Source organism: Nocardioides sp. L-11A, from assembly GCA_029961745.1.
Classification (GTDB): domain Bacteria; phylum Actinomycetota; class Actinomycetes; order Propionibacteriales; family Nocardioidaceae; genus Nocardioides.
The window spans coordinates 3,800,152-3,814,335 of record CP124680.1 but is presented as its reverse complement, the minus strand read 5'-3'; the positions used below and the strand labels follow the sequence as shown (position 1 = coordinate 3,814,335).

Below are 14,184 nucleotides of genomic sequence, written 5' to 3'. Positions count from 1 at the left end.
GGCGTAGCGTCATACGTTCTGTGGGCTCAAGCCCACAGAACGTATGACGCTACGACGCGACAAGCACCGCGCGGGCGCGAGCGATGAGGGTGTGCATGGCCGGTTCGAGCTCGGGCAGGTCGTCGAGGGGCCACCAGCGCAGGGCGAGGGACTCGTCGCTGACCGCCTCCCGGGCGCCGGGGCGGGCGCGGGCGGCGTAGCGGACGTCGAGGTGGCTCACCCCGCCGCGCGGGTCGCAGAACGGCACGACATGGACGTCGAGCTGGAGCGGCTCGGGGTGGAAGTCCAGCTCGGCCAGTCCGCTCTCCTCGTGCGCCTCGCGCAGCGCGACGGAGGCGAGGGTCGGGTCGCCCTCCTCGGCATGACCGCCGAAGTGGAACCACCGGCCGGCCTTGCGGTGCAGGTTGAGCAGCACCCGCTCGCCGGTGGCGTCGAGGACGAGGGTGCCGGCGGTCAGGTGGTCGGGGTACGCCGACCGCCACATGCCGTCCGGACGCGCCCGTAGGTGTGCGACATACCGCACCCGGAGGGCCTCCTCGGCGGCGTCGGGCGCGCGCCAGTGCGTCAGGACGCCGAGGGCGTCCGCATGGAGCGTCACTCGGCCTCGGGGGAGGGCGAGTCGGAGGAGTCGGGGCCGTCGAGCAGCTTGCGCAGCTCGGCGTCGAACTCGTCCTCGCTCAGCGCCGCGGGCCGGGTGGCCTCGTCGCGGAAGGACAGCGGGTCGTCGAGGTCGGCGGCGGTGGGGAGCAGGTCGGGGTGCATCCACACGCCGTCGCGCGCCTCCTGGCCGGACCGGGTGCGCAGGCCGCCCCACAGGGTCGAGGCGTCGCGCAGGCGGCGCGGGCGCAGCTCGAGGCCCACGAGGGCCGCGAAGGTCTGCTCCGCCGGGCCCCCGGCCGCACGGCGGCGGCGGACCGCCTCGCGCAGCTTGGCCGCCGCGGGCATCCGCTCGGCGGTGGCCTGGCCGACGACCTCGTCGACCCAGCCCTCGACCAGCGCCAGCGCGATCTCGAGCCGGGACAGGGCGGCGGTCTGGGCCTCGGTCTGCGGCGGGTCGAACATGCCGCCCTCGAGCAGGCCCTGCATCGCCTCCAGGTTGGTGGGGTCGATGCCGCGCAACTGCTCCTGGACCCGATCCTGGATCTGCTGGGCGTTGACCTCCAGGCCGCGGGCGTAGTCGGTCACCGCGCCGATGAGGTGCTCGCGCAGCCACGGCACGTGGGCGAACAGCCGCTGGTGGGCGGCCTCGCGCAGCGAGAGGTAGAGCACCACATCGTCCTCGGTGACGTCGAGGCCCTCGGCGAACGCGCGCACATTGCTCATCACCAGCGCCGCCTTGCCGGGGGCGCCGAGGGGGAGGCCGATGTCGGAGGCGGTGAGGACCTCGCCGGCCAGCGCGCCGAGGCCCTGGCCGATCTGCATCGCCATCATCCCGCCGACCGCCTGGCCGATGATGCCGACCAGCGGTCCGGCGGCCGCCTTCATCTCCTCGGGCAGGCCGCTGGACAGGCCGGTCACGGAGCGCGCCGCGACGGGCTCGACGAGCACCTGCCACACCGGCTGGGTCTCGACCAGCCACTCGGCGCGGCTCCAGGCGGCCGTCGTACCGACGCCGGAGGGGAAGCCGGTGGCCGTGTCGAGCCAGTGGTCGGCCAGGCGCACGGCGTCGGCGACCCGGTCCTGGTCGCGCCCGGTGGGGGACGGGTCCGGCTCCTGGGCGATCGCCTGTCGGGCCATGTCGGTGGCGGCGGTCCAGTTGAGCGGGCCGTCGTGCGGCTGCATGAGCGACTGCAGCTGCTGGAAGAACGCCATGCCGCCGCCGGGACCGCCGGCCGGGCCTCCACCGCCCAGCGCGCCGCCGAGGGCACCGAAGATCTGCTCGAACGGCGTGCCCTTGAACGGGTTCGGCTGGTCGTCGCCCGGGGTTCCCGGATCGTTGGTCATGACCCAAAACTACGCCCGATCGCCAACCGGCGGTGTCGGGGACAGCCCTGACCGGACCCCGGGGTGCCTCCTAGAGTGAGCCGCATGACGAACCCCGCTGTGCGCCTCGTCGCGATCTCCGACCAGCCGCTCTCCGTCAGCGCGGTGCTCGACGTTCTCGACGACGCCGCGTCCGGTGGCCTGGTGCTCTTCGTCGGCCGGGTCCGCGACCACGACCACGGCCAGGGTGTCACCGGGCTGTCCTACTCCGCCCACCCCTCCGCCCTCGACCGGCTGCGGGAGGTCTGCGACCGGATCGCCGAGGAGTACGACGTCACGGCGCTCGCCGCCGTGCATCGGGTGGGCGACCTCGAGATCGGCGACCTCGCTGTGGTGGTGGCGACCACCGCCGGTCACCGCGGCTCCTCCTTCGAGGCCAGCCGGGCGCTCATCGACACCCTCAAGGCGGAGGTGCCGATCTGGAAGCACCAGCGGTTCACCGACGGCTCCGACGAGTGGGTCGGCTCACCCTGAGTGCCCACGCCTCGCGTGTCCTGACCGGACCGTGACCGGGCCCGACCTACGCTCGGGGAGTGGAGATCCTGTTCTGGCTGCTGCCGGCCGCCGTGCTCACCCTCGCCTCGATGGCGTGGGTCGCGTGGTGGGGCCGTGAGGGCCGGGGCGAGGTCGACCGCGAGACGGCCGCCCGGCGCCTCGGCGAGGCGCTGACCCGGGAGCAGCGCTCGCGACCCGGGTATGCCGCGCCCGAGCGGGAGCCGGACCGGCACACCGGCGTCGCCCTGCGGGCCCCGCGCAGCCGGCCGGTGGTGCTCCCCGATCGGGAGGAGGAGGGCGCGGTCGTGCAGGAGGAGCCTGTGACGGACGACCGGCGCGCATCCTGATTGGACGCATCTGACAAGGTAGGCGCCATGAGCCAGCGCCTGATCGCCGCGTGCGTCGCGGCGCCGTTGGTGCTGATCCTGGGCGGCATCGCGCTCGTGGTGCCGCTGCCGTACGCGTCGTACAGCCCCGGGCCGACGTACGACATCCTGGGCAAGGACGCCGACGAGGCCGAGGTCATCCAGGTCGACGGGCACGACGCCTACTACGACGACGGCCAGATCCGGTTCACCACGGTGGTGGCGTCGTCGTACGGCCAGAAGCTGTCGTTGGGCGAGGCGCTGTCGCGCTGGCTCGACCCGGACAAGGCGATCCTGCCCTACGACGTGGTGCACCCGCCGGACACGACGCAGGCCGACGAGAAGGCCGAGGGCGCCGTCCAGATGACGACCTCGCAGGACGTCGCCAAGGCGGTCGCCCTGACCGAGCTCGGCTACCAGGTGCCGACCGCCGTGCAGGTCGCCAGGGTCGACGAGGAGGGCCCGGCCCAGGACAAGCTGCTCGTGCGCGACGTCTTCAAGGAGGTCGACGGGGAGCCGGTCACCGACGCCGACCAGGTCGTCAAGGCGGTCCGCAAGCACGACGACGGCTCGCTGGTCGAGTTCCGGATCCTGCGCGACACGAAGGAGCTCACCGTCCGGATCAAGCCCGAGCAGGTCGAGGGCAAGCCCCGCGTCGGCGTCTCGCTGGGTCTGGGCTACGAGTTCCCGTTCACGATCAACCTGCGCGTCGACCCGACGGTGGGCGGCCCCAGCGCGGGCCTGATGTTCTCCCTGGCCATCTACGACACCCTCACCCCCGGCTCGCTGACCGGCGGCGCGACGGTCGCCGGCACGGGCGAGCTGGCCACCGACGGCAAGGTCGGCCCCATCGGCGGCATCGAGCAGAAGATCGCGGGCGCCCAGGCCGCCGGCGCGAAGCTGTTCTTCGTCCCGAAGGACAACTGCACCGACGTCAAGGGCCTCGACCCCGACCTGCGCCTGGTGAAGGCGACCACGATGCACGAGGCGCGGGTCGCGTTGGAGACGTGGGTCGACGACCCCGACGCCGCCCTGCCCAGCTGCTGACGAAGCAAGGACCACCGATGGACTACGAACTGGACGTCGACCCGGCCCTGGCCGCCGCCGTACTCGAGCTCGAGGGCCACCACGCCAGCGCGGGCTGGGATCGTCCGGCGCGCCTGTACGCCCTCGTCGACACCGCGCGCCTGGTCGCCCAGGAGCCGGCACTGGCCGCGCAGCTCGGCCTGGACGCCCCCGCCGAGCGCGGGTCGCTGACGCCGGTCGAGCAGGAGGACCTACCGCCCGGCCGAGAGCTGGAGGAGGTGCTTCCCGGCATCCAGTGGCCCGACGTCGTCGCGGGCTGCGCCGCCGTGGTCGAGCGCCTGGTGCTGCCGCCGGCCGCCGACGGTCAGGTCCCCGAGGACCCGGTCGCCGCGGCGGAGTTCGCGCGCGAGCACCCCGACGCCGAGGAGGTCCGCATCGTCGCCGGGGTCACCCGGTACGGCGCGAGCTACTGCGCCTTGCGGATGCGCAGCCACGACGAGGACAGTGCCGTCATGGGCGGCAACGACCTGGTGCCGGGGCTCATCGAGCTGCTCCGGGCCACCCTGCTGGAGGACGAGACCGATGAGTGAGCTGTTCGACGAGGAGCCGGAGCGCCCCGCACCTGAGCGGCCGGGACGCCGTACCCGCGCCCTGGTCATCACCGGGGTGGTGCTGATCATCGGCTTCTTCCTGCTCAGCGCCTTCGCGGGCATCTACACCGACCGCCTCTGGTACGCCGAGGTCGGCTTCGGCGACGTGTTCAGCACGATGCTGTGGACCCGGGTCGGGCTGTTCCTCGCGTTCGGTGCGCTGATGGGCGGCATCGTCGCGCTGAACATGTACCTCGCGTTCCGGTTCCGGCCGATGTTCGTCATGGCCGGTCCCGACGGGGTCGACCGCTACCGCGACGCCGTCACCCCGATCCGCGGCTGGCTGCTGGCGGGCGTCGGCGTCGTGGTCGGCATCTTCGCCGGCACCTCGGCGATCGGGCAGTGGCGCACCTTCCTGCTGTGGCGCAACGGCGAGGGCTGGGGGAGCGAGGACGCGTACTTCAAGAAGGACATCGGCTTCTACGTCTTCGACCTGCCCTGGTGGAACTTCGTCGTCGACTTCGTGATGGCCGTCGCCATCGTGTCGCTGATCGCCACGGCCGTCGTCCACTACCTCTACGGCGGTATCCGGCTCCAGGTCTCCCACGACCGGTTCTCCGCGGCCGCCCAGGTCCAGATCTCGGTGTTGCTCGGCGTGTTCGTGCTGGCGAAGTCGGTCGACTACTTCCTCGACCGCTACGACCTCGTCACCGACGACCACCGCCTCTTCACGGGCATGAACTACACCGCCGAGAACGCCATGCTTCCGGCGCGCAACATCCTCGTCGGTGTCGCGCTGATCTGCGCCGTGCTGTTCTTCCTCAACGTGTGGCGCAAGACCTGGCAGCTGCCGTCGGTCGGCCTCGCGCTGCTCGCGCTCTCCGCGGTGCTGCTCGGCATGATCTGGCCGGCGATCGTGCAGAACTTCCAGGTGAAGCCGTCGGAGGCGGACAAGGAGAACACCTACATCAAGGCCAATATCGACGCCACCCGGGAGGCCTACGGGCTCAGCGGCGTCGAGAGCGAGCGCTACGAGGGCACGCCGGTCAACGACACCACCGCCCCCGAGGCGAACACCGTGCTGGGGCAGCTGTCGACCACGCCGGTGGTCGACCCGCAGCAGGTGCGCGACACCTTCCAGCAGCGCCAGCAGGTCCGGGCCTACTACTCGGTGGCCTCGGTCCTCGACGTCGACCGCTACACCATCGACGGCCAGGAGGTGCCGCTGGTCCTCGGCGTGCGCGAGCTCGACCAGTCGGGCATCAACTCCTCGGACCAGAACTGGTCCAACCTGCACACCGTCTACACCCACGGCGAGGGCCTGATCGCCGCCTACGCCAACCGGATCTCCGACAGCGAGGTCAACGGCCGGATCGTGTGGGCCGAGGGCATCAGCGGCGCGGGCACCAGCGGTGCCAGTGACCTGACCAAGAGCGAGGAGTTCGAGCAGCGGATCTACTTCGGCGAGCAGAGCCCGTCGTACTCCGTGGTCGGCAAGGCCAGCAAGGACGCCTCGAGTGTGGAGCTCGGCCTCGCCAACACCGACGCCGACGAGGGCGACCAGCGCACGACGTACGACGGCAAGGGCGGTGTGTCGGTCGGCAGCACCTTCAACCAGCTGATGTACGCCATCAAGTTCGGCGAGCCGAACTTCCTGCTCTCCGGGCGGGTCAACGGCAACTCGAAGGTGCTCTACAACCGCACGCCCACCGAGCGGGTCGAGAAGGTCGCGCCCTGGCTGACCGTCGACGGCGACCCGTACCCGGCGGTGGTCGACGGCAAGATCGTGTGGATCCTCGACGGCTACACGACCACGGACCGCTACCCCAACGCGCAGCGCGAGTCCTTCGACGCGATGATCGACGACTCGCAGCAGCAGGACACCGGGCTGCAGACCATCCCCACCGACGAGATCAACTACATGCGCTCGGCCGTGAAGGCGACCGTCGACGCGTACGACGGCACGGTCACCCTCTACGAGTGGGACACCAGCGACCCGATCCTCAAGACGTGGATGAAGGTGTTCCCGGAGTCGGTCACCCCCAACACGGAGATCCCGGCCGAGCTGAAGAGCCACCTGCGCTATCCGGAGGACCTGTTCAAGGTCCAGCGCTACCAGCTCGCGAGGTACCACGTCACCGATGCCGGCGAGTTCTACTCGGCCAACAACCGCTGGGAGGTCCCCGAGGACCCGAACGCGCAGCGCCAGGTGTTCCAGCCGCCGTACCGGCTGTTCTCGACCGGGGTCGACGGCACCAACGACTGGTCGCTCACCTCGGTGTTCGTGCCGCGCGGCAAGGGCACCCTGGCGTCGTACGTCCAGGTGAACTCGGATGCGAACTCGCCGAACTTCGGCAAGCTGCGGCTGCTCGAGATGACCGACGCCAACACGCCCGGTCCCGGGCAGGTCGCCAACCAGATGCAGCAGGAGAAGGACGTCGTCGACGCGCTGACGCCGTACCGCGTCCAGGGTGCGACGCCACCGCGCTTCGGCAACCTGCTGACCCTGCCGGTGCAGGGCGGCCTGATCTACATCCAGCCGGTGTACGCCGTACGGACGACCGGGGCGTCGGCGTTCCCGATCCTCCAGTTCGTCATCGTGAAGTACGGCGAGCAGGTCGGGATCGGCCAGAACCTGGCCGAGGCGCTGGGCGATGCGCTCGATGTCGATCTCGGGACGGGGGAGCCGACTCCGCCGCCGGTCGAGCCGGGTACGCCCGGCGAGCCTGGGGAGCCTGGCGGGGAGACGCCGCCGGAGCCGAGCGGCACCCTGGACGAGCAGATCGCGGCGGCGCTGCGCGAGGCCGACGAGGCGTTCAAGGCGGCGACCGACGCACAGGCCAAGAACGACACGGCCGAGTGGGCCAAGCAGCTCGACCTCGCGCAGAAGGCGGTCGAGGAGGCCGTCAAGCTGGCGAACGAGCGCGACAACCAGTAGCGGCTCGGTTCCCCCCGGAACAGCAGCATGCGGCATCATCGCCGCATGCTGCTGACCCTCGATCTGCTGGGGATCTTCGTCTTCGCGATCTCCGGCGGACTGGTGGCCGTGCGCAACCAGCTCGACATCGTCGGGGTCATCGTGCTGGCGATGGCGACCGGGCTCGGTGGTGGTGTGATCCGCGACGTCGTGATCGGCGCCGTCCCGCCGCCCGCCGTCGCCGACTGGCGCTACCTGCTCGTCCCGGTCGTCGGCGGCCTGGTCACCTTCTGGCTCCATCCCGCTGTCGGCCGCCTCGAGCGGGTGATCACGGTCTTCGACGCCTTCGGCCTCGGGCTGTTCTGCGTCGCGGGCGCGCTGAAGGCCCAGGAGTACGGCCTCGGTCCCGCGCCCTCCGCCGCGCTCGGGATGGTCACCGGTGTGGGCGGCGGCATCATCCGCGACCTCCTCGCCGGCCGGGTCCCCGTGATCTTCCGGTTCGGCGAGCTCTACGCCATCCCGGCTCTCGCCGGCGCCGCCATCGCGGCCACCGGCGCGGAGCTCGGCGTCGACCACGGCCTGATGGCCGCGCCCGCCGCGGGGGTCACGATCGGTTGGCGGCTGCTCGCCGTCCACCGCGGCTGGCAGGCGCCCGTACCCCGCCTGGGACCGCCCCCGCCCCCGTCCTGAACGCCCCGATTTGGTGCGGTTTGGGTCCATGCCCTAACGTTGGGTTCACCGACGCGGGGTGGAGCAGCTCGGTAGCTCGCTGGGCTCATAACCCAGAGGTCGCAGGTTCAAATCCTGCCCCCGCTACCAATGTGATGTCGCAGGACATCGCGAACACCCGGACCTACAGAAACGTAGGTCCGGGTGTTCTTCATTTCGGGTTTCGTGGCTGGTAGTCCTTGTTGGGATCGATGGTGAGATCGCGGCACGCAGAAATCCAAGTTCCAGCAAACGACGGAACGCTGCCCTCCGCCGCATCTATGATCCCGCCCATGCGTATCCCCCTGCTTGCTGCCGCGGCGGCCGCAACGTTGCTCTTGAACGCGTGCGGTGCAAGCGACACCGACTCTCACGAAGCCGGCTCCGACAGTGGGGACAAGATCTCGTCCACGAAGAAGGAGTCCGAGGAGCCGGAAGAGACAGGGCCCGACGCGGAGATCGTCGACCACGCGTTCGTCCAGGACGGCGAGTACGGCAAGGGCATCGTTCTGGTTCGCGCGAACAACGCTGACGCGGTCGGGAAGTTCGTGACTGTTTCCTACAACGTTCTCGACGCCGGGGGGAAGATCCTCACGAGCGAAGAACAGATCGAGACGTTCAGTTGGGTCGGGCAGGAGATCGGTTACCCGATCTTCGCGCCGCTCGACGCCACTCCCGGTGCAAACGCAACGAGCATCGATCCGGTCGTGACTATTGGCGACGAGTCCTTTGGTGAGGAGTACTCCGCGCCTCTTCCTGTACTTGAGGCCCAATCAGTCGCAAAGGATCAGTACGGCAACGGGTACACCGTCTCATTCGGCTTCACGAACGAAACCGACGCCGAGCTTGAAGGATTGCGCGTCGCTGCCGTCTGCTTTGACGCAGCCGGCAAGGTCATCGGGGGAGACTCCACCTACCCAGACGCGCTCCCTGGCCGCGCCATCCGGATCGATGTCGAGTACCTACGCACCGTCGACGACCAGCAGCCCGCATCCTGCAAGGGGTATGTGAACTACCCCGCCTGACGCCGGCGTGTCGAGACATCCGGGTGATGGAGCCAGAATGCGAACTCCTGTGCTCATGACTTCGGTTGCTGATATCTGGTTCCACAAGTGACGGTCGGCGGAACTCCGCGTCCATGATCTTCCACGCGACCGACGATGTCGATCTGGCTGAGCTGAGTCGTACCGCGAGAGCCGCGGCAGCCCGAAGCAGAGGCTGGACGCAACGCTGCGTACCTCGCCGCCGGACCTCGTCCAAGAGGCCGGGGCTCGCGCATGATGAAGCGGGGCGAGGCGGCCCACCGGTTGCCCGACGAACCGCAACTTCATCATCCACCAGTCCGACGAGATCAACCGCGCTTCCGGTCGGAGGCAGCGGCTTGGACGAAGACGTGAGTCGCTGACCCGCCACGCCCCCTCGGCGCCGCGGGGTCGGACCAGCCCTATGCGGCGAGCAATGCCTGGGTCAGGCGTGCGACGAGGTCAGCGATCTTCCTCGCGGAGTCGGCTTCGCTCGCCGCCAACGCCTGTGTGATCTGGCTGTCCGTCCGACCCTCGATGAGGAGATCGAGAATTCGGCGTTCGGTGTCGGTCGCCGACGGTGTCAGGCTCTCGGTGATCGACTCGAGCAGTCGCGAGGCGCGCTCGATGCTGTCGGGATCCATCAGGGTGTTGCCCGGTTGCAGTCGTCGGACTGTGTTCATGATGTTGCTGCTGCGGCTCACCTTGATGACGTATCCCGCGGCTCCGGCGAGGACAGCGGCCGCCAGGGCCTCGTCGTCTCCGGCCGCTGTGAGGAGAAGCCCCGCGATCGCGGGATTCTCCGATCGTACGGCGCGACATATCTCGATGCCCGTGCCATCTTGCAGATGGAGGTCGAGGAGCATGACGTCCGGCCCGAGCCGAAGGATCTCCGGCACAGCCTCCCGTGCCGAGCCAGAGTCACCGACGACCTGAAGATCCCGGGCAGGGACGAGCAGGTCGCGGACTCCACGTCGGACGATGTCGTGGTCGTCGACCAGATACACCCGTCGGAGATGAGAGAGATAGCCCTCCATTCACCCGTTGTACTCCCGCCGTGGTCGTTGTGCCAGCCCTGCGCAGCGCCGCGCGGCCGGTCATCGAGGACTCGGCCGTCGGTCCGGGCGCCCTGCGGCAGTCGGCATCTGTCCCCGGCCACTGGTCCTGCGTCGACCAGCCGAACCACGGCGGGGCCCGGTGCCAGCTGGGCATCGATCGAGTCGAGCTCCTGTCCACGATGCCCGGAGGGCGACTCCCGCTCAGGATCTGTGGTGCTGATCGGCGAGGAAGGCCGCGCCGATCGTCTGGCCCCAGTGCTCGGCGCGCTCCTCCTCGCCCGCGGACAGCGGACCTCGCACGCCGTCGACGAGGAACGCCTCCGGCTTGCGCAGGAGATGGAAGCCGCGGCGGCGCAGGAGCCGGCCCGCGGTCCTGCCCGCTGCCAACGGCCAGCGGCGTACCTTCGCCACCCGGGTATCGAAGACGACGACCACGCTGGTCCCGAACCGGTCGGGGCTGACACTGCGGATCCACTCCCGGGCGCCGGACTCCGCCCGGTCCGGCGGTGCGCCCTGACGGACGGCGTCGGACCGGCTTCGGGGGCGGCTGAGTGAGAAGGCGTGCGTCGGGGCGCCGAGCATCAGCAGGTCGATGTCGCCTGACCCTGTCGACTCCAGAGAACTCACCGGCGCCCGGTGGGCGTCGAGGCCCGCTGCGCGCAGACCCCGCACGATCGCCCGCGCGACCAGCGCTGTGTTGCCGAACAGCGACTCGTAGACGACGAGGGCGCTGGGCGTCTGCTGACTCATGACGGCAGGACGACGGTCGGCTCGGGTATGACGGCCACGGTCGTACGTGCTCGCTCGACGACGGCGGTCGCGATCGAACCGGTGACTATGCGGCCGACGGTGTCGGGCGGATGACGGCCGACGACCACGAGGTCCCAGGCGGCCGTGTGGCTGCCGAGTACCTCGTCGACCAGCCCGTGGGTCACACGGAGGGTGACGGGGACATCGGGGTATTTCTCGGCGTAGCCGGCGACAGTCTCGGCGAGCAGCAGGTGTGCCTCGTCCTCGGGGCCGAGGTCGACGTCCTTCACGCGCACATCGCGGAGACCCGCGACGGCCGCGATGACGTCCCACACGCAGTGCACCACCGTGAGCGGCTGGTGGCGCAGAGATGCGTGGGCGAACGCGAAGTCGAGAACGGCGATCGAGGACTCGGTGCCGTCGACGCCGACGAGTACGCCCTTGCCCTGGTGAACCTCGGCACGGGGGCGGCACACGACGACGGGGCAGGAGGAGAGTCGGCTGACGGTCGCGCTCACCGAGCCCAGCAGCATGCTGCGCACGGCGCCGCGTCCGCGCGAGCCGACGACGAGCAGGTGCGCATCGTGGGAGAGCTCGACGAGGAGGCCCCGCGGGTCGTCGCTGGCAGCCAGGCCGATCACGTCGATGTCCGGGGCGATCTCTCGGGCCAATTGCACGGCCTCGGTGTTGTGGCGGCGGGCGGCACCCTCGTCGACGGTGAGGACGACGAGCTGCCGTCGCTCGAGGGCGGCCTGTTGCGCAGCCCAGGCGATCGCACGGGCCGCGTGTTTCGACCCGTCGGCACCGACGACGATGCTGGCCGGCCGAATTGTGGTGGTCTTCATGGTCGCCACCTCAGCTCTCGACGCGTGGGTCGGCCTGCGGTACGACGGCAACGGTGGTGTGCGATCGCTCCACCACGGTGGTGGCGACGGCCCCGGTGACCAGCCGCAGCAGGGAGTCGACCGGGTGCCGCCCGACGACGATCAGGTTCCACAGCGCGCCGGTGTCGCTCAGGCAGTCCTCGGCCATCCCGCGGGCGAGACGGAGGTCGACGCGGACCTCGGGGTACTTCGACGTGATTCCGGCGACGCTCTCGCCGAGGAGGACGCGGTACTGGTCGAGGCCGGTCTCGCGCGGCGAGACCATCACGGGACCGTGCACGGCTCCGACCTCGTCCCACACGGCGTGCACGACCGTCAGCGGCAGGTTCAGCAGCGACGCCTGCTGGAAGGCGAACTCGACGACGGGGAGCGACTCGGGTGTGCCGTCGGCACCGACGAGGACGCCCTGCCGAGCCCGTTCGTCCTGATGCTGGGGGCGGCACACGACGACCGGGCAGCCGGCGTCCCGGCTCACCGCGGCGCTGACCGACCCGAGCAGCTTGCTACGCAGTGGACCCCGACCGCGGGATCCGAGGACGAGGAGCGGCACGTCGCGGGAGATCTCGACCAGGACGTGGCGCGGGTCCCCGATCCGGGCCACGACCGTCACATCCAGCCCAGGGTGCACGTGGAGTGCCACGTCGGCGGCCTCCTGGGCCATCGCGCGGGCGTCGAGCAGCGCCTGTCCGGGATCCCAGGAGTACATGGCGCTCGTGGCGCTCCAGGCGGCGGTCGGCACCTCGGGGCCGTGCGCCGCCGTGACGACGGTCAGCGGCCGGCGTTCCAGAAAGGCCTGTTCGGCGGCCCAACCGACAGCGCGGTCGGCGTCGTCGGAGCCGTCGGTGGCGACGACGATGCTGTTCGGGGGGACGGGATCGATGGAGTCAACGGGCATGCATCCAGCGTCGTCCGGCGCCGTTCGCGCCGGTACGGGCCGATGCCCCGGACCTGGTGGGACCTTCGACCCGCGGCACCATCGAGATGATGCGGTCGAGAGCTCGGACCCCGCGGAGCGGTGGGGGCTTCAGAGGCCGATCGTTTCCGCCACCGGGCGGGCGCCCACCTCGGTCGGGCCTCATCGCAGGAGGACGTCCTGCAGCGGGCGACGGGGCGTGCGGGGGAGGTCTCGTCGCCCGATCGCCTGCCAGCCGACGCGGAGGAGGAGGTGTGGCTCGAACCCGGACCCGAGCACCGTCCTGGCGATCTCCTGCCGCGTGCTCTCCACCTCGACGGGCTGGGTCATCGGGATGACAGACATGCCGGCGCGCGTGGCCTCGAGCCAGACATCGCTCATCGCCTCACCGCTACGCAGCCAGCTCCCCACGTCGTCGTCGTCGCCACCGAGGGCGATCACACGCTCTCCGCCGTGGATGACGAGCCGGGTGTCCTCCAGGACCCCCGGCTGGAAGCGGGAGCGGGCTTGGAGCGGGTCCGGGTCCTCCGGCAGCAGCTCCAGCGGGATGCCGTCGGGACCGTCGCGGTCGATCCACAGGTCCTGCTCGAGCAGGCGGCGTCCCTCGACCTCGACGAGACTGATGGCCCGGTTCGCCAGGAGCTCGAGTCGGAACCGTGCGGCATCGCTCGTGACCGCCTCCGCGCGTGCGCCCCACAGACCGGCACGACGACATAGTTCGTCCAGCCGGTCGGGCGGAACAGGCCACACCGTGAACCGGCGCCGGTCCGTGCAGCGGACGCGCAGCAGGTCGATGTCGCCGCCGGTCACGGTGCGGTGGACGGTGCGGGACACCACGGTCCGAGCCAGAACGGTGTCGGGAGCACCCGTGGGCAGCCGATCGACGGCTGTCTCCCAACCCAGGGCGCGCGCCGCGAACTGCAGGTGATGCAACGCAGCGCCGCAACTGAGGGTGAGGTTGCGACCGCGAGGGTCCTCGGCCGGCAACCTGCGCCGGAGGTCGGCACGCAGTTCCAGCACGCCGCCGTCGTAGCGCCACAGCCAGGGCTGGGTGTTGTGGACGCTGGGCGCCAGGCACGCCAGCGACACCAGGCGCTCGATGACAGCGCCGGGCGCCACCTCCGTGCGCTTCCCGAGCCGGTTCGTCATGCGGGGTCCCCCTCGTCCTCCGTGAACCTCCACGCTGCCGGACCCGGGACGGTCGCAGCAGGGCACAAGGTCCTCACGTCGTGGGAGCGGAGTCCCGTCTGTGAGCGGTCGAGCGCAGCCTCCGTGAGCCGGACGGACGAGTCGGCGGGTCAGGAACGCCGGGGCTGACGAGCGGGCCCCGCGCCCGTCCTGGCCGCACCGTCCTCGCTCGACAAGAGGCTGGGGTCGCTGACGGAGCGGAACACGGGCCGATGTCGACGCGGTCGACATCGGCGGACAGGCGCACGGGTCCGGCCGATCCGGGGCCCTTCGGCTGCGTTGCGG

14 protein-coding genes and 1 tRNA gene are annotated in these 14,184 nt (G+C 70.5%); 8 read left to right on the top strand and 7 right to left on the bottom strand.

The genetic code is table 11. The features are described 5' to 3' along the window. Positions 1-49: 49 nt before the first annotated feature. Positions 50-598, bottom strand: a complete 549-nt coding sequence (locus tag QJ852_18390; GenBank protein WGX95120.1) for an NUDIX domain-containing protein — start codon at positions 596-598, stop codon at positions 50-52. Continuing rightward, complete coding sequence (locus tag QJ852_18385) at positions 595-1,944, bottom strand: zinc-dependent metalloprotease (protein WGX95119.1); 1,350 nt, start codon at positions 1,942-1,944, stop codon at positions 595-597. The genes QJ852_18390 and QJ852_18385 overlap by 4 nt, the downstream gene beginning before the upstream one ends. Before the next feature lie 84 nt (positions 1,945-2,028). Between QJ852_18385 and QJ852_18380 the strand changes: the two genes are divergently transcribed. The 8 genes from QJ852_18380 (at position 2,029) to QJ852_18345 (ending at position 9,109) form a co-directional block, all read left to right on the top strand. Beyond that, a complete protein-coding gene (locus QJ852_18380; GenBank protein WGX95118.1) occupies positions 2,029-2,457 on the top strand; it encodes a molybdenum cofactor biosynthesis protein MoaE in 429 nt (142 codons plus the stop codon). 59 nt (positions 2,458-2,516) lie between these two features. Continuing rightward, positions 2,517-2,825, top strand: a complete 309-nt coding sequence (locus QJ852_18375) for a hypothetical protein (GenBank protein WGX95117.1) — start codon at positions 2,517-2,519, stop codon at positions 2,823-2,825. 27 nt (positions 2,826-2,852) lie between these two features. Beyond that, positions 2,853-3,890 carry a PDZ domain-containing protein gene (locus QJ852_18370; protein WGX95116.1) on the top strand — a complete coding sequence of 346 codons (1,038 nt, stop codon included), beginning with the start codon at positions 2,853-2,855 and terminating at the stop codon, positions 3,888-3,890. 17 nt (positions 3,891-3,907) lie between these two features. Further along, a complete protein-coding gene (locus QJ852_18365; protein WGX95115.1) occupies positions 3,908-4,459 on the top strand; it encodes a PPA1309 family protein in 552 nt (183 codons plus the stop codon). Further along, on the top strand, positions 4,452-7,397 hold the full coding sequence (locus QJ852_18360; GenBank protein WGX95114.1) for a UPF0182 family protein: 2,946 nt from the start codon (positions 4,452-4,454) through the stop codon (positions 7,395-7,397). Before QJ852_18365 ends, QJ852_18360 begins: the two co-directional genes overlap by 8 nt. A 45-nt stretch (positions 7,398-7,442) precedes the next feature. After that, entirely contained in the window at positions 7,443-8,066 is a 624-nt protein-coding gene (locus tag QJ852_18355) for a trimeric intracellular cation channel family protein (GenBank protein ID WGX95113.1), read from the top strand. Positions 8,067-8,118: 52 nt separating this feature from the next. Then, positions 8,119-8,195, top strand: a tRNA-Met gene (locus QJ852_18350). A gap of 182 nt (positions 8,196-8,377) precedes the next feature. Continuing rightward, positions 8,378-9,109: a hypothetical protein gene (locus QJ852_18345; protein WGX95112.1), complete on the top strand. Its 732-nt coding sequence runs from the start codon at positions 8,378-8,380 to the stop codon at positions 9,107-9,109. 419 nt (positions 9,110-9,528) lie between these two features. Here QJ852_18345 and QJ852_18340 read toward each other — a convergent pair whose 3' ends face one another. The 5 genes from QJ852_18340 to QJ852_18320 form a co-directional block, all read right to left on the bottom strand. Next, on the bottom strand, positions 9,529-10,143 hold the full coding sequence (locus QJ852_18340; GenBank protein ID WGX95111.1) for a response regulator transcription factor: 615 nt from the start codon (positions 10,141-10,143) through the stop codon (positions 9,529-9,531). Positions 10,144-10,365: 222 nt separating this feature from the next. Next, positions 10,366-10,914, bottom strand: a complete 549-nt coding sequence (locus QJ852_18335; GenBank protein ID WGX95110.1) for a hypothetical protein — start codon at positions 10,912-10,914, stop codon at positions 10,366-10,368. Beyond that, the gene (locus tag QJ852_18330; protein WGX95109.1) at positions 10,911-11,759 is read right to left on the bottom strand and encodes a universal stress protein; all 849 of its coding nucleotides are present in this window, start codon (positions 11,757-11,759) and stop codon (positions 10,911-10,913) included. Before QJ852_18330 ends, QJ852_18335 begins: the two co-directional genes overlap by 4 nt. 10 nt (positions 11,760-11,769) lie before the next feature. Then, positions 11,770-12,693: a universal stress protein gene (locus QJ852_18325; GenBank protein ID WGX95108.1), complete on the bottom strand. Its 924-nt coding sequence runs from the start codon at positions 12,691-12,693 to the stop codon at positions 11,770-11,772. A 180-nt stretch (positions 12,694-12,873) separates the two neighbouring features. Further along, a complete protein-coding gene (locus QJ852_18320; protein WGX95107.1) occupies positions 12,874-13,860 on the bottom strand; it encodes a hypothetical protein in 987 nt (328 codons plus the stop codon). Positions 13,861-14,184: the final 324 nt, after the last annotated feature.